Below are 13,444 nucleotides of genomic sequence, written 5' to 3'. Positions count from 1 at the left end.
ATGAGTACCCAAATGCACGACCACATCGTCAAGAGCTACGACGAAGAGCAGCGCCGCCTGCTCAACGAGACCCTCCGCATGGGCGAGATGGCCGCCTCCCAGCTCGAGGCCGCCCTCGATGTCGTACAGCGTCGCGACGACAAGGCCGCCGAGCGCATCATCGCCAACGACGAGGCGATCGACGCAATGGAGCTGGAGATCAGCCACGACGTGATGAAGCTGGCGCTGCGCGGCCCGATGGCGCGCGATCTGCGCGAGATCCTGTCGGCGATCCGCATCGCGGCAGACATCGAACGCATCGGCGACTACGCCGCCAACGTCGCCAAGCGCTCCACCGCACTGAACCTGTCGCCGCCCCTGCCGCATGTGAGCGGCCTGCACGCGATCGGCACCCTGGCCGTGCAGCAGCTGCGCGACGTCCTGGCCGCGTATCGCGACAACAACATCGAGCTGGCCCAGCGCGTGCGCGCCCGCGACGCCGAGATCGACATCGCCTACACCGCCCTGTTCCGCGAGCTGCTGACCTACATGATGGAAGACGCACGCAGCATCACCGCCTGCACGCATCTGCTGTTCATGGCCAAGAACATCGAGCGCATCGGCGACCACGCCACCAACATCGCCGAGAACGTCTGGTTCCTGGTCAGGGGCGAGGAACTGTTGCCGCCGCGCGAGAAGCGCGACGACAGCAGCACGACCGGCGCGGTCTGAGCGGGACGCCTCGTACCGCAAACGCGTGACACCTGGCCGGCAATGACGCCGGCCCGACAGAGTCAGCCCCTTGGCGTGCAGTGAAAAGCCGCGGGGCAGCCGACCGCTTACGATGATCTGCATACCCGGCGCCGGGTAACAGACAAGCCGGTCCCTCCAGCCCCGCAACGGGGCCTGGAACTGAACGAAATGTAAATGCGAGCGCGGACAAGCCCTCCGCGCCGAATCTTCCCGCGCCTCCCCCAACTCATGGCTTATGCGTCGGCAAGCGCCGTGCGCCAAGCTCGGTAAGAGGACATACGCGGCATGAAGCAACTCATGGCCAACGGCGACCTGGAAGCAGCGCGCATGGGCGACTCGCTCGCACTCGAGCGAGTGCTGTGCCATTCGCGCCAGAACCTGCGCCGCTATGCCGAGGTCCACTGCGTCGTCAATGACGTCGAGGACGCCGTCCAGGAAAGCCTGATAACGGTTTCGCGCAAGCTCTGCGACCTGCGGACGCTCGAATGCTTCACGTCCTGGGTGTTCCGCATCGTCAAGCGCGAGTGCAACCGCCTCAAGCGTGGCCGGCGCTGGCTGACCGGCGACGCCATCACCGAGGACATCCTGCCGGTGGTGACGCCTGAACCGGCCGAGTGGCGCCACGACGTTGCCGCTGCACTGGAATCGCTACCGGGCCATTATCGGGAAGTGGTATTGCTGCGCGACCTTGAGGGCCTGACCATCGCCGAGATCGCCGACCACCTTGCGCTAACACGCGAAGCAGTCAAATCGCGACTGCATAGAGCACGAGCACTTGCACGCGAATACCTCAGTCGGTGAATCCTTTTGCACGGCCGGTGGCTCTTATGTGCATCGGAAACGATACAGCTCATCCAAAGGCGGATCCCCCGCCACCACCCGCAGGAGAAATCGAATGTCCAAGCAATCCAACAAACCCATCGCCCTTACCCTTGGCGCCATCGTCGGCGGCCTGGCCCTGTCGGGCTCGGCATTCGCGATGAGCGACCTGGCCTCGGGCTACATGCTCGGCGCCGGCCAGGCCGCTGCAGCAGACGCCAAGGCCGCCGAAGGCAGCTGCGGCGTTGCCAAGATGGACACCGACAAGGACGGCAAGGTTTCCAAGGCCGAGTTCGGCGCCGCCCACAAGGGCGATACCAGCAAGTTCGCCGCGCACGACACCAACAAGGACGGCTTCATCAGCGCCGACGAGGCCAAGGCGACCGAAGGCAAGTGCGGCGCCGACAAGAAGAAGGCCGGTGAAGGCAAGTGCGGCGAAGGCAAGTGCGGTGGCATGGCCTGAGCCATGACACCGGACGGCAACCGCCAGCTTGATCCTGGTGCCGTCGGCCTCGGCTTGCGGCGGGCCCTCCTGGGCCCGCTGCAGACCGCCGAAAGCGGCGATTTCGATTTCCTCGAATGCGCGCCGGAGAACTGGATCGGCGTCGGCGGCAGGTTCGGCGAAGCGCTGCAGGCGCTCAGTTCGCGCCATCCCCTGGTTTGCCACGGCCTGACCCTTTCGCTCGGCGGCGTGGCGCCGCTGGACGAGACCTTCCTGCAACGCGTGCGCCGCTTCCTCGAACTGCACCGCGTCCCGCTCTACAGCGAGCACCTGAGCTACTGCAGCGACGACGGCCAGCTGTATGACCTGCTGCCCATTCCGTTCACCGAAGAAGCCGTTCACCACGTCGCCGCGCGCATCCGCCGGACCCAGGACATCGTCGGCCGTCGCATCGCGGTCGAAAACGTCTCGTACTACGCCCCCGCTCCGGCCAACCGCGGCCAGCCGGCGTTGAGCGAGATCGACTTCATCAACGCCGTGCTCGGTGAGGCCGACTGCGACCTCCTGCTCGACGTCAACAACATCTTCGTCAATGCGATCAATCATCGCTACGACGCCAGCGCATTCCTCGCGGCACTGCCCAGCGAGCGGATCGCCTACATCCACGTCGCCGGCCACTACGACGAAGCCGACGACCTCAAGGTCGACACCCATGGCGCTCCGGTCAAGGACGCCGTCTGGGCGCTGCTCGGCGAGGCCTATCGCATCCACGGCCTGCGCCCGACCCTGCTCGAACGCGACTTCAATTTTCCGCCGTACGCCGAGCTGGTCGGCGAGCTGGCGACGATCCGCAAGCTGATCGACGACGCGTCGCCGAACCACGCCAGGCGCGCCCATGCTTGAGGCTCCCGATCGCCTGCGCGCGCAGCAGTTCGCGCTGACCCGGCACCTGCGCGACCCGCAGTCCAGTCCGGCGCCGGAAGGGTTCGAGGAGCGCCGCCTGGCGATCTATCGCGACCTGCTGTTCAACAACATCGAAGGCCTGCTGTCGGGCAACTTCCCAGTCATCAGCGAGTTGCTTGGCGAGCGCCGCTGGAAAGCGCTGGTGCGCGATTTCTTCCGCGACTACCGCTGCCATACGCCGCTGTTTCCTGAAATCGCGCGCGAGTTCCTGCGTTATCTGGAAGTCCGCGCCGACGACGAGCGTGCTCATGACCAGCATGCCCACGACGATCCTGCCTTCCTTCTGGAGCTGGCGCATTACGAGTGGGTGGAACTGTCGCTGCAGCTTGCCGAAGCCGACCTCCACGCGGACATCGACATCGACGTCGCAGGCGACCTCCTCGACGCCGTGCCCGTCCTCTCGCCGCTGGCGTGGCCGTTGGCCTACGCCTGGCCGGTCCACCGCATCGGTCCGGACTTCCAGCCCGAACAGCCGCCGCCGACACCCACCTTGCTGCTGCTGCGTCGCCAAGCCGATGGCGTGGTGCGCTTCTCCGAACTGAGTCCGTTGGCCTTCCGCCTGGTGCAGCGCCTCGGTGAATCGCCGCAGCTCAGTGGACGCGAGCAGTTGCAGGCGTTGGCAGCCGAGGCGGGTCACGGCGATGTCGAAGCCTTCGTCGAACAGGGTTCGGCACTGCTGGAGCAGCTGCGCAGCAACGGTGTCGTGCCCGGCGTTCGACGCGCGAATCCTTTTGCCTGATCGATGCCTCTTGTATGGACTTGGCGCCAAGCGGCGCCGTCCAACAGGAGCACCACGATGTCCGACAGCAACCGCGGCCTGACCGCATTCCGCGACCGCCTCGAAGGAATCGGCGCCTGGTTGGCCCCGCTGGGCCTGCGCCTGGTCCTGGCCTGGGAGTTCTTCGAAGCCGGTCGCGAGAAATTCCGCGGCGAGAACTGGTTCGGCCAGATCATGGAGGCGTTCCCGTTCCCGTTCGATCGCGTTCCGGCGCAGCTGAGCTGGTCGATGGCGACCTGGTTCGAGCTGGTGGGCGGCATCGCGCTGCTGCTCGGCCTGGGCACCCGCTTCTTCGCCGCGTCGCTGTTCGTGCTCACGGTCGTGGCGACCGCCGCGGTGCATTGGCCGACGGACTGGATGGGCCTGGCGCAGCTGGCCCAAGGCTATGCGATCAGCGACGACGGCGCCGGCAATTACAAACTGCCGCTGATCTTCCTGGTGATGCTGGTGCCACTGATCTTCAACGGCGCCGGCCGCCTCAGCGTCGATGCGCTGATTGCGCGCCTGGCTTCCCAGTCGCCGCCGCGGCCGCAGGGCGATGCCCTGGGTTGGGGCCTGGTCCTGCTGGTGAGCGGCCCGGTGGTGGCGATGTTGTTGCCGATGCCGGGGCTGCTGATCTCCGCCGCAGGCCTGTTGCTGCTTCCGCTGGCCGCCAGGCGCTGCGGACACTGACCTGCATGGCTGATCTGCGCGTCTGCTAGGCTTTTGTCATGACTGACGCCGGCGCTCCCCCCGCTTCCCCCGCCACTCCCACGCTCGCCAACCGCTTCCGGGGCTTCCTTCCGGTCGTCGTGGACGTGGAAACCGGCGGCTTCGACTGGAACCGGCACGCGCTGCTCGAGATCGCGGTGGCGCCGATCGACCTCGATGCCAATGGCCTGCTGGTGGTCGGCGAGATCACCAGCAGCCATGTGGTGCCTGCGGCGGGAACGGAGATCGACCCGAAGTCGCTGGAGATCACCGGCATCGACGTCGATCATCCCTTCCGCAATGCCCTGCCCGAGCGCGCCGCGCTCGAGGCCGTGTTCGCGCCGGTGCGGGCGGCGGCAAAGAAGCATGGCTGCCAGCGCGCGATCCTGGTCGGCCATAACGCCCACTTCGATCTGAACTTCCTCAATGCCGCGGTCGCGCGCAGTGGCCACAAGCGCAACCCGTTCCATCCCTTCAGCGTGTTCGACACGGTGACGCTGGCCGGTGTCGCCTACGGCCAGACCGTGCTCGCCCGCGCCGTGCAGGCCGCGGGCTTCGACTGGAACGGCGAAGAGGCGCACTCGGCGGTGTACGACACCGAGCGCACCGCGCAGTTGTTCTGCAAGATCGTCAATGCCTGGCCGACGCCACTACCGGGCGCCGCGCCGATCTCAGGGTGAGGCCAGCTTCAGTCCGACCAGTCCGGCCACGATCAGGCCGACACTGACAAGACGCAATGCATTCACCGGCTCGTTGAACAGCACGATGCCGAGGATCACGGTGCCGACCGCACCGACACCGACCCAGATCGCATAAGCGGTACCGACCGGCAGCGACTTCATCGCGATGCCGAGCAGGCCCAGGCTGATCGCCATCGCCGCGAGCGTGCCGACCGTCGGCCACAACCGGCTGAAACCCTCGGTGTACTTGAGGCCGATCGCCCAGCCCACTTCAAACAGGCCGGCGAGTACGAGAATGATCCAGGGCATGACAACGTCTCCAATCCAAGGTGGGGCCGTCCCCTTGCGATGATGGAGAGGCGGGGTCGTCCCCGCTTCCTTGTGTGGGCGAGACGGTAGCACGGGCGGCAAACCGTTCGCTGTCGCGCATGTAACCAGGCGTTACTTCGACGCTCCGCGCTGGCGCACGACTTCGAACAGCGTCACGCCCGACGCGACCGAGACGTTCAGGCTCTCGACGCCGAGGCTGCCGGCGCCCGGCATCGGGATCTTCACCAGCTGGTCGCAGTTCTCGCGCGTCAGCCGGCGCAGTCCGTCGGCTTCGCCGCCGAGCACCAGGCCGACGTTGCCGCGCAGGTCCAGCGAATACAGCGAGGTTTCGGCTTCGCCCGCCAGGCCGTACAGCCAGACGCCGAGCTTCTGCAGGTCGCGCATCGTGCGGGCGAGATTGGTCACCGGGATCACCGCAACGCTGTCGGCCGCGCCGGCCGATGTCTTGCGTACGGTCGCATTGACCTGCACCGACTTGTCCTTGGGGATGATCACCGCCGTGACGCCGGCCGCGGCCGCACTGCGCAGGCAGGCGCCGAGGTTGTGCGGGTCCTGCACGCCGTCGAGGATCAGCAGCAGCGCGCGGCCTTCGGCGCCCTCGACCAGCGCTTCCAGCTCGTTCTCGTTCCAGGTCTTGGCCGCGGCATAGCGAGCGACCACGCCCTGGTGGCGCAGGTCGCCGACGATGCCGTCGATCGCCTGCGTGGCGACGCGGCGCACGTCGATGTCCAGGCGCCGCGCGTTGGCTTCGATCTCGACGATGCGCGGGTTCTTGGCGCCCGCCTCGATCAGCACCTCGCGCACGTGCTCGGCATCGTGTTCGAGCGCGGCCGCGACCGCGTTGATGCCGGCAATCCACTGCTTCTGACTCATTGCATTCTCTCGTGGCCCGCCAGGCCAGTGCCGGGGCGGGCGTGTCCATCAGTAGGGTTTTTTCGGGCGCTTGGCCGGCTGTCCGCGCGGTGGCAACGACTTGGCGCCGCGCTCCTCGACCAGCTTGAAGTCGATCTTGCGGTCCTCGACGCTGGCCTTCATCACCACGATGCGGACGCGGTCGCCGAGACGGAACTCGCGGCCGGTGCGTTCGCCGCCGAGGGTCTTGCGGATCGGGTCGAAATGATAATAGTCGTGCGGCAGCTGCGTCACGTGGATCAGGCCGTTGACCTTGGAATCGTCGAGTTCGACGAACAGGCCAAAGCTGGTCACACCGCTGATCACGCCTTCGAACTCGCCACCGACGTGCTGCTCCATCCAGGCGGCACGGTAACGCTCGTCGACCTCGCGCTCGGCCTCGTCGGCACGGCGCTCGCGCTCGGAGCACTGCAGCGTCAGCGCTGCCATTTCGCTGGGCGAGTAGCGGTACTTCTCCGGGCGGCCGCCGGTCAGCGCGTACTTGATCGCACGGTGCACCAGCAGGTCGGGATAGCGGCGGATCGGCGAGGTGAAGTGCGCATAGGCCGCCAGCGCCAGGCCGAAATGGCCAACGTTGTCGGGCGAATACACCGCCAGCGACTGGCTGCGCAGCAGCACCGACTCGAGCAGCGTGGCGTCGGCACGTTCGCGCACCTTCTTCAACAGGATCGTGAAGTCACGCGGCTCGACCTTGCTCCACGGCGGCATGCGCAGCTTGAATTCCTTGAGGAACTCCTGCAGGTCGGCGTACTTCTGCTCCGGCGGCCGTTCGTGGATGCGGTACGGCGCCGGCACGTGGTGCTCGAGCAGGTACTTCGCCGCTTCCACATTCGCGGCGATCATGCATTCCTCGATCAGCTTGTGCGCGTCGTTACGCTGCAGCATGCCGGCCTGGACGACCTCGCCCTTCGGGCCGAGCACGAAACGCACTTCGCTGGACTCGAACTCGATGGCACCGCGGCGCTCGCGCGCCTTCTTCAGGACCTGGAAGAGCTGGTGCAGGCGCTGGACATTCGGCAGCAGCGACCCGATCTGGCCCAGGGCCTCCTCGCGCGCGTCGGCGGCGATGCCCTCGCCGACCGCGTTCCAGACCTGGGTGTAGGTCAGGCGCGCGTGCGAATTCATCACCGCTTCGTAGAACTTTGACCCGGTGACCTCGCCATTCCTGTCGACCTGCATGTCGCAGACGAAGCACAGGCGGTCGACCTTCGGGTTGAGTGAGCAGATGCCGTTGGACAATGTCTCCGGCAGCATCGGCACGACGAAGCCGGGGAAATAGACCGAGGTTGCGCGCTTCTGCGCCTCGTCATCGAGCGGCGTACCGGGACGGACGTAGCTCGACACGTCGGCGATCGCCACCACCAGGCGAAAACCGTCGCGGTTGGGCTCGCAATAGACCGCGTCGTCGAAGTCCTTGGCGTCCTCACCGTCGATGGTCACCAGTTGCAGCTGGCGCAAATCCACGCGCTGCGCCGCAGTGGCGGCGTCGACCGTCAGCGATACCGCCGATGCTTCGTCGAGCACGTCCTGCGGGAACTCGTGCGGGATCTCATGGCCGTGGATTGCCGCCTGCACCGCCAGCGAGGCGGTCAGGCGATCGCCGAGCACCGCCAGCACGCGGCCGATCGGCGGTCGTTGCGGATCGGGCGCCTGCAGCAGTTCGCAGACCACCAGCTGGCCGTTCTGCGCGCCAAGGCGCTCGTCCGGCGGGATCTGCACGTTGCGCTGGATGCGGCGGTCGTCCGGTACGACATAGCTGATGCCGGCCTCGAGCACGAAGCGCCCGATCAGGCGATTGAGGCGGCGCTCGAGCACGCGCGTGATCGCGCCTTCGCGGCGGCCGCGGCGATCCACGCCGGTGACGCTGGCGAGCACGCGGTCGCCGTGCATGGCCTTGCGCATTTCCATCGGCGGCAGGAACAGATCATCGCCGCCACCTTCCAGGCGCAGGAAGCCGAAGCCGTCCGGGTTGGCGATCACCACGCCCGGCACCAGCGCCAGTTGCTGCGCCGGCAGGAACTCGCCCATGCGATTGCGCAGCAGCTGGCCATCGCGAACCATCGCGCCAAGGCGCTTGCCGAGGGCGTCGAACCGCTCCGGCGCGGACAGTTCCAGGCGCTCGGCCAGTTCCTCGGCGGGCATCGGGCCATCGGCGTCGGCCAGCAGTTGCAGGATCACTTCGCGGCTGGCGATCGGCTCGGCGTAACGGGCGGCTTCGCGCTCGGCGTGGGGATCGTGGAATCCGCCCTGGCGACCACCGCCGCCTCCGGCGCGGGCCGGCAAATTGGGCGGCGGCTCGGGCAGCCAGCCGGGGCGTTTGGCGGGCTTGCCGGCCCCGCCGGGCTTACCCGTCTTCGTGGGGGCGCCGGACGACTTGCGCGAGGCGGATTTGGAGCCGGACTTGCCGCGACTGGGGGGTTTTTTACTCATTCAGACATGGTCGCACATCGAGATGAACTCGGTGTCGCGGTAAATCCCTGCCCGCTTCCTGGGCGTTTCCCCATGTTCTCTCCGGCCGCGCCAAGGCCTAACTCCGATGGGGCAACGCACTGGAAATCGGACCGATGGACGAGGACCCGGTGTCGACTTTTCAGGCACGTGCCCCCTCCCCGCCAATCAGGAAGAGAAAACATGCACAAACCCACGGACGCAACCCGACGTCGCCCTCCCATTGCCCGCTGGATTCTCCTCGCTCTGCTACTGCTGAGTGCCGCAGTGGCAGCCCAGGACCGCCCCGCCTACCTCTATCGATCAGACAGCCGCCCTCCCGCTGAGATATTCAGGGACGGGTTCCGCGCCCGGGGAACCGCCAACATCGACCTGGATGCCTACATCAACACCGGAAGCAACCCGACCAACGAGTTCCGCTTCATATCGTTCACCGACGACCGGGACCTGAACTTCTTCCAGAACGCCATGCTTGCCTACTACGCCGCCGGCGGCGGTGACAGGGGGCCCTTCGTCGGCTACCGGTACCGCATCGAGGCCGGCAACTTCGAGTATTCGACCATTGCGTCGCTCGAACATGCAGCCGCGGCCCACCCCCAGGCCCAGGCGCAACTGACCAATACGCTCCTGAGGTATCCACACCAGCGCGAATGGGTGGGACTGGACGTCGTCGAGAACCACCGCATCGTCGACGTGGAAGTGCTCGAACACGTCCGGGGCTCCTCTCCCGCGCGATTCCACGTTCGCGAGACGATCCCGAATCCGCACTACCGTGCCGGCAGCCGGGCCGGCGCCAATCCCGGGCCCTTCATTTTCCAGCCCGGCCGCATCACCGAGCCCCGCTATCTGGGGAATGCACCGGCCGCGCGCCGATTCTCGGCGTCGTTTGCGACGTGCTTCGGCTCCACGCGCTCCAGGCGCGCCGCTGAACCCGGCTGCGAGCGCGACTTTGCCCAGAGCGACGCCGCACAAAACGAATTCTTCAATACACAGACCGTCAGGGACGACAGCGGATTGACCCCCTGGCGAACGATCAGGACCACCCGCGGACGTTCGGTCATCGAGTCCACGAGCATCTGCGACGCGAACATTCAAAGCGGATCGGACGTCATCGAAATCCGATGCCCGGCCGGCAAGTTCCCGCTCTACTCCCCCAACCGGTTCGACGTGCTGATTTCGGCAGGCGGCAAGGTCAACACGTATGTCGACACGAGAATCTCATCGGACCGGGTCCATGAAGCGAAGTACGAGAATGGGTACATGTACTACCGCATCCGCGCAGAGGACATTCCGACGCTCAACAGGGGGATCCACTTCGACTACTGGACCAGGAAGACGCCGTTGGGAACGATCTTCTCCGGCGGGCGGAAGGACTGGTGGACCGGCGTCAAGGTCCTGCTGCACTATCCGGTGCAACCCTGAGCGCGACATCTCATCGCGGCGGTAAAACGCAAAAACCCCGCCGGGGCGGGGTTTTTGTGAGGGTGGTAAACCCTGAATGAATGGTGCCCAGGAGAGGACTCGAACCTCCACGGTTTTACCCGCTAGTACCTGAAACTAGTGCGTCTACCAATTCCGCCACCTGGGCTCTCTGCAACGGTTTGCGCCGTGCGAGGCCGCGTATGTTGCGTTGCGGCGGGCACCTTGTCAACGCCTTGTGACAAATTTTTTGAATCCGCGTTGCCGGCCCGTCATCCCGCCGAACGCCGGCATCCGCAGACGAGCTCCGTGGACCTTCAATGAACCCGGCCGCGATGCCCCGGTTGCCGCCTTCCGGATTCGGGGCTATGGTCGCCGTACATCACTAAATGGCGGGCGACGCACCCGGTGCGTCGCCCGCGCTGCTATTGGAGACCCATCCATGAACCACCCGAGTCCCCCGCCCCTGCTGATGTCGCGCCTGGACGTGGAGCGCATCGAGGCCCTGCTCGAGCTGCCGATCGCCGAGGGCATCGACACCTCGGCGCTGGAAGCCGAGCTGGAACGGGCCGAAGTCGTCGAGCCGGCGCAAATGCCGGCCGACGTCATCACCATGAACACGACCGCACGCTTCCGCGACGAGACCGACGGCGAAGAGCACGAGCTGACCCTGGTCTACCCGCGCGACGCCGACGGCAGCGCCGACAAGGTCTCGATCCTGGCGCCGATCGGCAGCGCCCTGCTTGGCCTGCACGTGGGCGACTCGATCGAATGGCCGCTGCCGGGCGGCCGCACCGCCCGCCTGCAGGTGCTGTCGGTGCGCAACCCGCCCGAAGCCAACGGCGAAGCGCACCGCTGACCGCCGCCCTGCGTCGCTCGCAGTGCGACGGCGCAGGCAGAACATGCGACCCGGCCAACAGCCGCGCCATCGTGCGCGGTTAAAATCGGCCCAACGACTCATTCCAGGTTCGTATCGCCATCCCCATGAACGAAACCGTCCGTCCGGCCTTCCACGGCTTCGAGCAGATCCCCCTGCGCGAGTATGCCGAGCGCGCCTACCTCGATTACTCGATGTACGTGGTGCTCGACCGCGCCCTGCCCTTCCTCGGTGACGGCCTCAAGCCGGTCCAGCGCCGCATCATCTATTCGATGAGCGAGCTCGGCCTCAACGCCGGCGCCAAGCCGAAGAAGTCCGCGCGCACCGTCGGCGACGTCATCGGCAAATACCACCCGCACGGCGACAGCGCCTGCTACGAGGCGATGGTGCTGATGGCCCAGCCGTTCTCGTACCGCTATCCGCTGGTCGAGGGCCAGGGCAACTTCGGTTCGACCGACGACCCCAAGTCGTTCGCGGCGATGCGCTACACCGAGTCCAAGCTCACCCCGATCGCCGAAGTGCTGCTGGGTGAACTGGGCCAGGGCACGGTCGACTGGACGCCGAACTTCGACGGCACCTTGGAAGAGCCGACCTGGATGCCGGCGCGCCTGCCGCACCTGCTGCTCAACGGCACCACCGGCATTGCCGTGGGCATGGCTACCGACGTGCCGCCGCACAACCTCAACGAGGTCGTCAGCGCCTGCCTGCGCCTGCTCGACGATCCGGACGCGACCACGCGCGATCTGTGCGAGCACGTGCTCGGCCCCGACTACCCGACCGCTGCCGAGATCATCACCCCGCGCGCCGACCTGTTGAACATGTACGAAACCGGCCTGGGCAGCGTGCGCGCCCGTGCCGTGTACGTGAAGGACGGCAGCAACCTGGTGATCACCGCGCTGCCCTACCAGGCATCGCCGGGCAAGGTGATCGAGCAGATCGCCACGCAGATGCGCGCCAAGAAGCTGCCGTGGCTGGAAGACATCCGCGACGAGTCCGACCACGCCAACCCGACGCGCATCGTGCTGGTGCCGCGCAGCAACCGCATCGACGCCGAACAGCTGATGGGCCACCTGTTCGCGACCACCGACATGGAGAAGAGCTTCCGGGTCAACTTCAACGTGATCGGCCTCGACGGCCGACCGCAGGTGAAGGGACTCAAGGCCTTCCTGAGCGAGTGGCTGGCGTTCCGCACCGACACGGTCACGCGTCGCCTCAAGAACCGCCTGGAAAAGGTCGAGCGTCGCCTGCACCTGTTGGAAGGCCTGCTGATCGCCTTCCTCAACCTGGATGAGGTGATCCGGATCATCCGCAGCGAGGACGAACCGCGTCCGGTGCTGATGGCGCGCTTCAAGCTCAGCGACGAGCAGACCGACTACATCCTCGAGACCAGGCTGCGCCAGCTCGCGCGCCTGGAAGAGATGAAGATCCGCGGCGAGGAAGCCGAACTGGAAGCCGAGCGTGAGCGCATCGTCGCCACCCTCGACAGCAAGGCCAAGCTGAAGAAACTGGTCAAGGACGAGCTGATCGCCGACGCCAAGAAGTTCGGCGACGAGCGCCGCTCGCCGCTGGTCGCACGCGGCGCCGCGCAGGCGTTGTCGGAGACCGAGCTGGTGGCCAGCGAGCCGATGACGGTCGTGCTCAGCGGCAAGGGCTGGGTGCGCGCGGCCAAGGGCCACGACATCGACGCGGCAGGCCTGAGTTACCGCGACGGCGACGAACTGCTGGCCGCGACCCGCAGCCGCAGCACGCAGCAGGTCGCCTTCCTCGATTCGACCGGCCGCGCCTATTCGACCGTGGTGCACTCGCTGCCGTCGGCGCGTGGCAATGGCGAACCGCTCACCGGCCGCTTCTCGCCGGCGCCGGGCGCGTCGTTCCAGGCCCTGGCCAGTGGCGATAACGACCAGCGCTTCGTGCTGGCCTCCACGCACGGTTATGGCTTCGTCACCCGCTTCGAAAACCTCACCGGCCGCAACAAGGCCGGCAAGGCGATGCTGTCGCTGACCCCGGGCGCCAATGTCATCCAGCCGGCACTGGTTGCCGACGGCGAACAGGGACGGATCGCGGTGGTGACCAATGTCGGCCACCTGCTCACCTTCCCGGTTGGCGAACTGCCCGAGCTCGACAAGGGCAAGGGCAACAAGCTGATCGACATCCCCAAGGCCAAGCTCGGTACCGAGCGCGTGGTCGCGGTGGCGGTGGTGGCGCCGGGCGCGACGCTGGTGGTGAGATCCGGCGCACGCACGATGTCGCTGTCGTTCAAGGATCTCGATGCCTACGTCGGCGCACGCGCCACGCGTGGCGGGTTGCTGCCGCGCGGCTGGCAGAAGGTGGAAGGGTTGTCGGTCGAGTAGGCG

General features: G+C 66.6%; 13 protein-coding genes and 1 tRNA gene. 10 read left to right on the top strand and 4 right to left on the bottom strand.

Annotated features, from left to right (window positions below; translation table 11 throughout):
* From phoU to rnt, 7 genes are all read left to right on the top strand, one after another.
* Positions 1-711 carry a phosphate signaling complex protein PhoU gene (gene phoU, locus AC1DER_RS16085; RefSeq protein ID WP_441815906.1) on the top strand — a complete coding sequence of 237 codons (711 nt, stop codon included), beginning with the start codon at positions 1-3 and terminating at the stop codon, positions 709-711.
* Positions 712-1,017: 306 nt separating this feature from the next.
* The gene (locus tag AC1DER_RS16080) at positions 1,018-1,533 is read left to right on the top strand and encodes an RNA polymerase sigma factor (protein WP_441815905.1); all 516 of its coding nucleotides are present in this window, start codon (positions 1,018-1,020) and stop codon (positions 1,531-1,533) included.
* 94 nt (positions 1,534-1,627) lie between these two features.
* Positions 1,628-2,014 carry an HvfA family oxazolone/thioamide-modified RiPP metallophore gene (locus tag AC1DER_RS16075; RefSeq protein ID WP_441815904.1) on the top strand — a complete coding sequence of 129 codons (387 nt, stop codon included), beginning with the start codon at positions 1,628-1,630 and terminating at the stop codon, positions 2,012-2,014.
* A gap of 3 nt (positions 2,015-2,017) precedes the next feature.
* The gene (locus tag AC1DER_RS16070) at positions 2,018-2,896 is read left to right on the top strand and encodes an HvfB family MNIO-type RiPP peptide maturase (RefSeq protein ID WP_477244809.1); all 879 of its coding nucleotides are present in this window, start codon (positions 2,018-2,020) and stop codon (positions 2,894-2,896) included.
* The gene (locus AC1DER_RS16065; RefSeq protein ID WP_477244811.1) at positions 2,889-3,695 is read left to right on the top strand and encodes an HvfC family RiPP maturation protein; all 807 of its coding nucleotides are present in this window, start codon (positions 2,889-2,891) and stop codon (positions 3,693-3,695) included. The genes AC1DER_RS16070 and AC1DER_RS16065 overlap by 8 nt, the downstream gene beginning before the upstream one ends.
* A 57-nt stretch (positions 3,696-3,752) precedes the next feature.
* Positions 3,753-4,406 carry an HvfX family Cu-binding RiPP maturation protein gene (locus AC1DER_RS16060; RefSeq protein ID WP_477244813.1) on the top strand — a complete coding sequence of 218 codons (654 nt, stop codon included), beginning with the start codon at positions 3,753-3,755 and terminating at the stop codon, positions 4,404-4,406.
* Positions 4,407-4,444: 38 nt separating this feature from the next.
* Complete coding sequence (gene rnt, locus AC1DER_RS16055; protein ID WP_477244815.1) at positions 4,445-5,104, top strand: ribonuclease T; 660 nt, start codon at positions 4,445-4,447, stop codon at positions 5,102-5,104.
* Here rnt and sugE read toward each other — a convergent pair.
* From sugE to rnr, 3 genes are all read right to left on the bottom strand, one after another.
* Complete coding sequence (sugE, locus tag AC1DER_RS16050) at positions 5,096-5,413, bottom strand: quaternary ammonium compound efflux SMR transporter SugE (RefSeq protein WP_441815899.1); 318 nt, start codon at positions 5,411-5,413, stop codon at positions 5,096-5,098. The genes rnt and sugE overlap by 9 nt on opposite strands.
* A gap of 132 nt (positions 5,414-5,545) precedes the next feature.
* The gene (rlmB, locus tag AC1DER_RS16045; RefSeq protein WP_477244818.1) at positions 5,546-6,307 is read right to left on the bottom strand and encodes a 23S rRNA (guanosine(2251)-2'-O)-methyltransferase RlmB; all 762 of its coding nucleotides are present in this window, start codon (positions 6,305-6,307) and stop codon (positions 5,546-5,548) included.
* 48 nt (positions 6,308-6,355) lie between these two features.
* Complete coding sequence (rnr, locus tag AC1DER_RS16040; RefSeq protein ID WP_477244820.1) at positions 6,356-8,776, bottom strand: ribonuclease R; 2,421 nt, start codon at positions 8,774-8,776, stop codon at positions 6,356-6,358.
* A gap of 201 nt (positions 8,777-8,977) precedes the next feature.
* Between rnr and AC1DER_RS16035 the strand changes: the two genes are divergently transcribed.
* Positions 8,978-10,216: a hypothetical protein gene (locus tag AC1DER_RS16035; protein ID WP_477244822.1), complete on the top strand. Its 1,239-nt coding sequence runs from the start codon at positions 8,978-8,980 to the stop codon at positions 10,214-10,216.
* Between the two features lie 81 nt (positions 10,217-10,297).
* On the opposite strand, the gene AC1DER_RS16030 is transcribed toward AC1DER_RS16035, so the two are convergent.
* Positions 10,298-10,382: transfer RNA gene (locus AC1DER_RS16030), tRNA-Leu, on the bottom strand.
* 273 nt (positions 10,383-10,655) lie between these two features.
* Here AC1DER_RS16030 and rnk point away from each other — a divergent pair.
* Together rnk and parC are read left to right on the top strand one after the other, a co-directional pair.
* Complete coding sequence (gene rnk, locus AC1DER_RS16025; protein ID WP_477244824.1) at positions 10,656-11,072, top strand: nucleoside diphosphate kinase regulator; 417 nt, start codon at positions 10,656-10,658, stop codon at positions 11,070-11,072.
* Between the two features lie 125 nt (positions 11,073-11,197).
* On the top strand, positions 11,198-13,441 hold the full coding sequence (parC, locus tag AC1DER_RS16020) for a DNA topoisomerase IV subunit A (protein ID WP_477244826.1): 2,244 nt from the start codon (positions 11,198-11,200) through the stop codon (positions 13,439-13,441).
* The last annotated feature ends 3 nt before the right edge of the window (positions 13,442-13,444 follow it).

It is taken from the genome of Lysobacter sp. 05T417 (assembly GCF_056396405.1).
This window is presented reverse-complemented; position numbering and strand designations above follow the sequence as displayed.

What these genes read in the sequence shown, in the direction of transcription:
- rnt (WP_477244815.1), top strand. Translation starts at nt 4,445, where the DNA reads ATGACTGACGCCGGCGCTCCCCCCGCTTCCCCCGCCACTCCCACGCTC.
- AC1DER_RS16075 (WP_441815904.1), top strand. Translation starts at nt 1,628, where the DNA reads ATGTCCAAGCAATCCAACAAACCCATCGCCCTTACCCTTGGCGCCATC.
- sugE (WP_441815899.1), bottom strand. Translation starts at nt 5,413, where the DNA reads ATGCCCTGGATCATTCTCGTACTCGCCGGCCTGTTTGAAGTGGGCTGG.
- phoU (WP_441815906.1), top strand. Translation starts at nt 1, where the DNA reads ATGAGTACCCAAATGCACGACCACATCGTCAAGAGCTACGACGAAGAG.
- rnk (WP_477244824.1), top strand. Translation starts at nt 10,656, where the DNA reads ATGAACCACCCGAGTCCCCCGCCCCTGCTGATGTCGCGCCTGGACGTG.
- AC1DER_RS16060 (WP_477244813.1), top strand. Translation starts at nt 3,753, where the DNA reads ATGTCCGACAGCAACCGCGGCCTGACCGCATTCCGCGACCGCCTCGAA.
- AC1DER_RS16070 (WP_477244809.1), top strand. Translation starts at nt 2,018, where the DNA reads ATGACACCGGACGGCAACCGCCAGCTTGATCCTGGTGCCGTCGGCCTC.
- parC (WP_477244826.1), top strand. Translation starts at nt 11,198, where the DNA reads ATGAACGAAACCGTCCGTCCGGCCTTCCACGGCTTCGAGCAGATCCCC.
- AC1DER_RS16065 (WP_477244811.1), top strand. Translation starts at nt 2,889, where the DNA reads ATGCTTGAGGCTCCCGATCGCCTGCGCGCGCAGCAGTTCGCGCTGACC.
- AC1DER_RS16035 (WP_477244822.1), top strand. Translation starts at nt 8,978, where the DNA reads ATGCACAAACCCACGGACGCAACCCGACGTCGCCCTCCCATTGCCCGC.
- rlmB (WP_477244818.1), bottom strand. Translation starts at nt 6,307, where the DNA reads ATGAGTCAGAAGCAGTGGATTGCCGGCATCAACGCGGTCGCGGCCGCG.
- rnr (WP_477244820.1), bottom strand. Translation starts at nt 8,776, where the DNA reads ATGAGTAAAAAACCCCCCAGTCGCGGCAAGTCCGGCTCCAAATCCGCC.
- AC1DER_RS16080 (WP_441815905.1), top strand. Translation starts at nt 1,018, where the DNA reads ATGAAGCAACTCATGGCCAACGGCGACCTGGAAGCAGCGCGCATGGGC.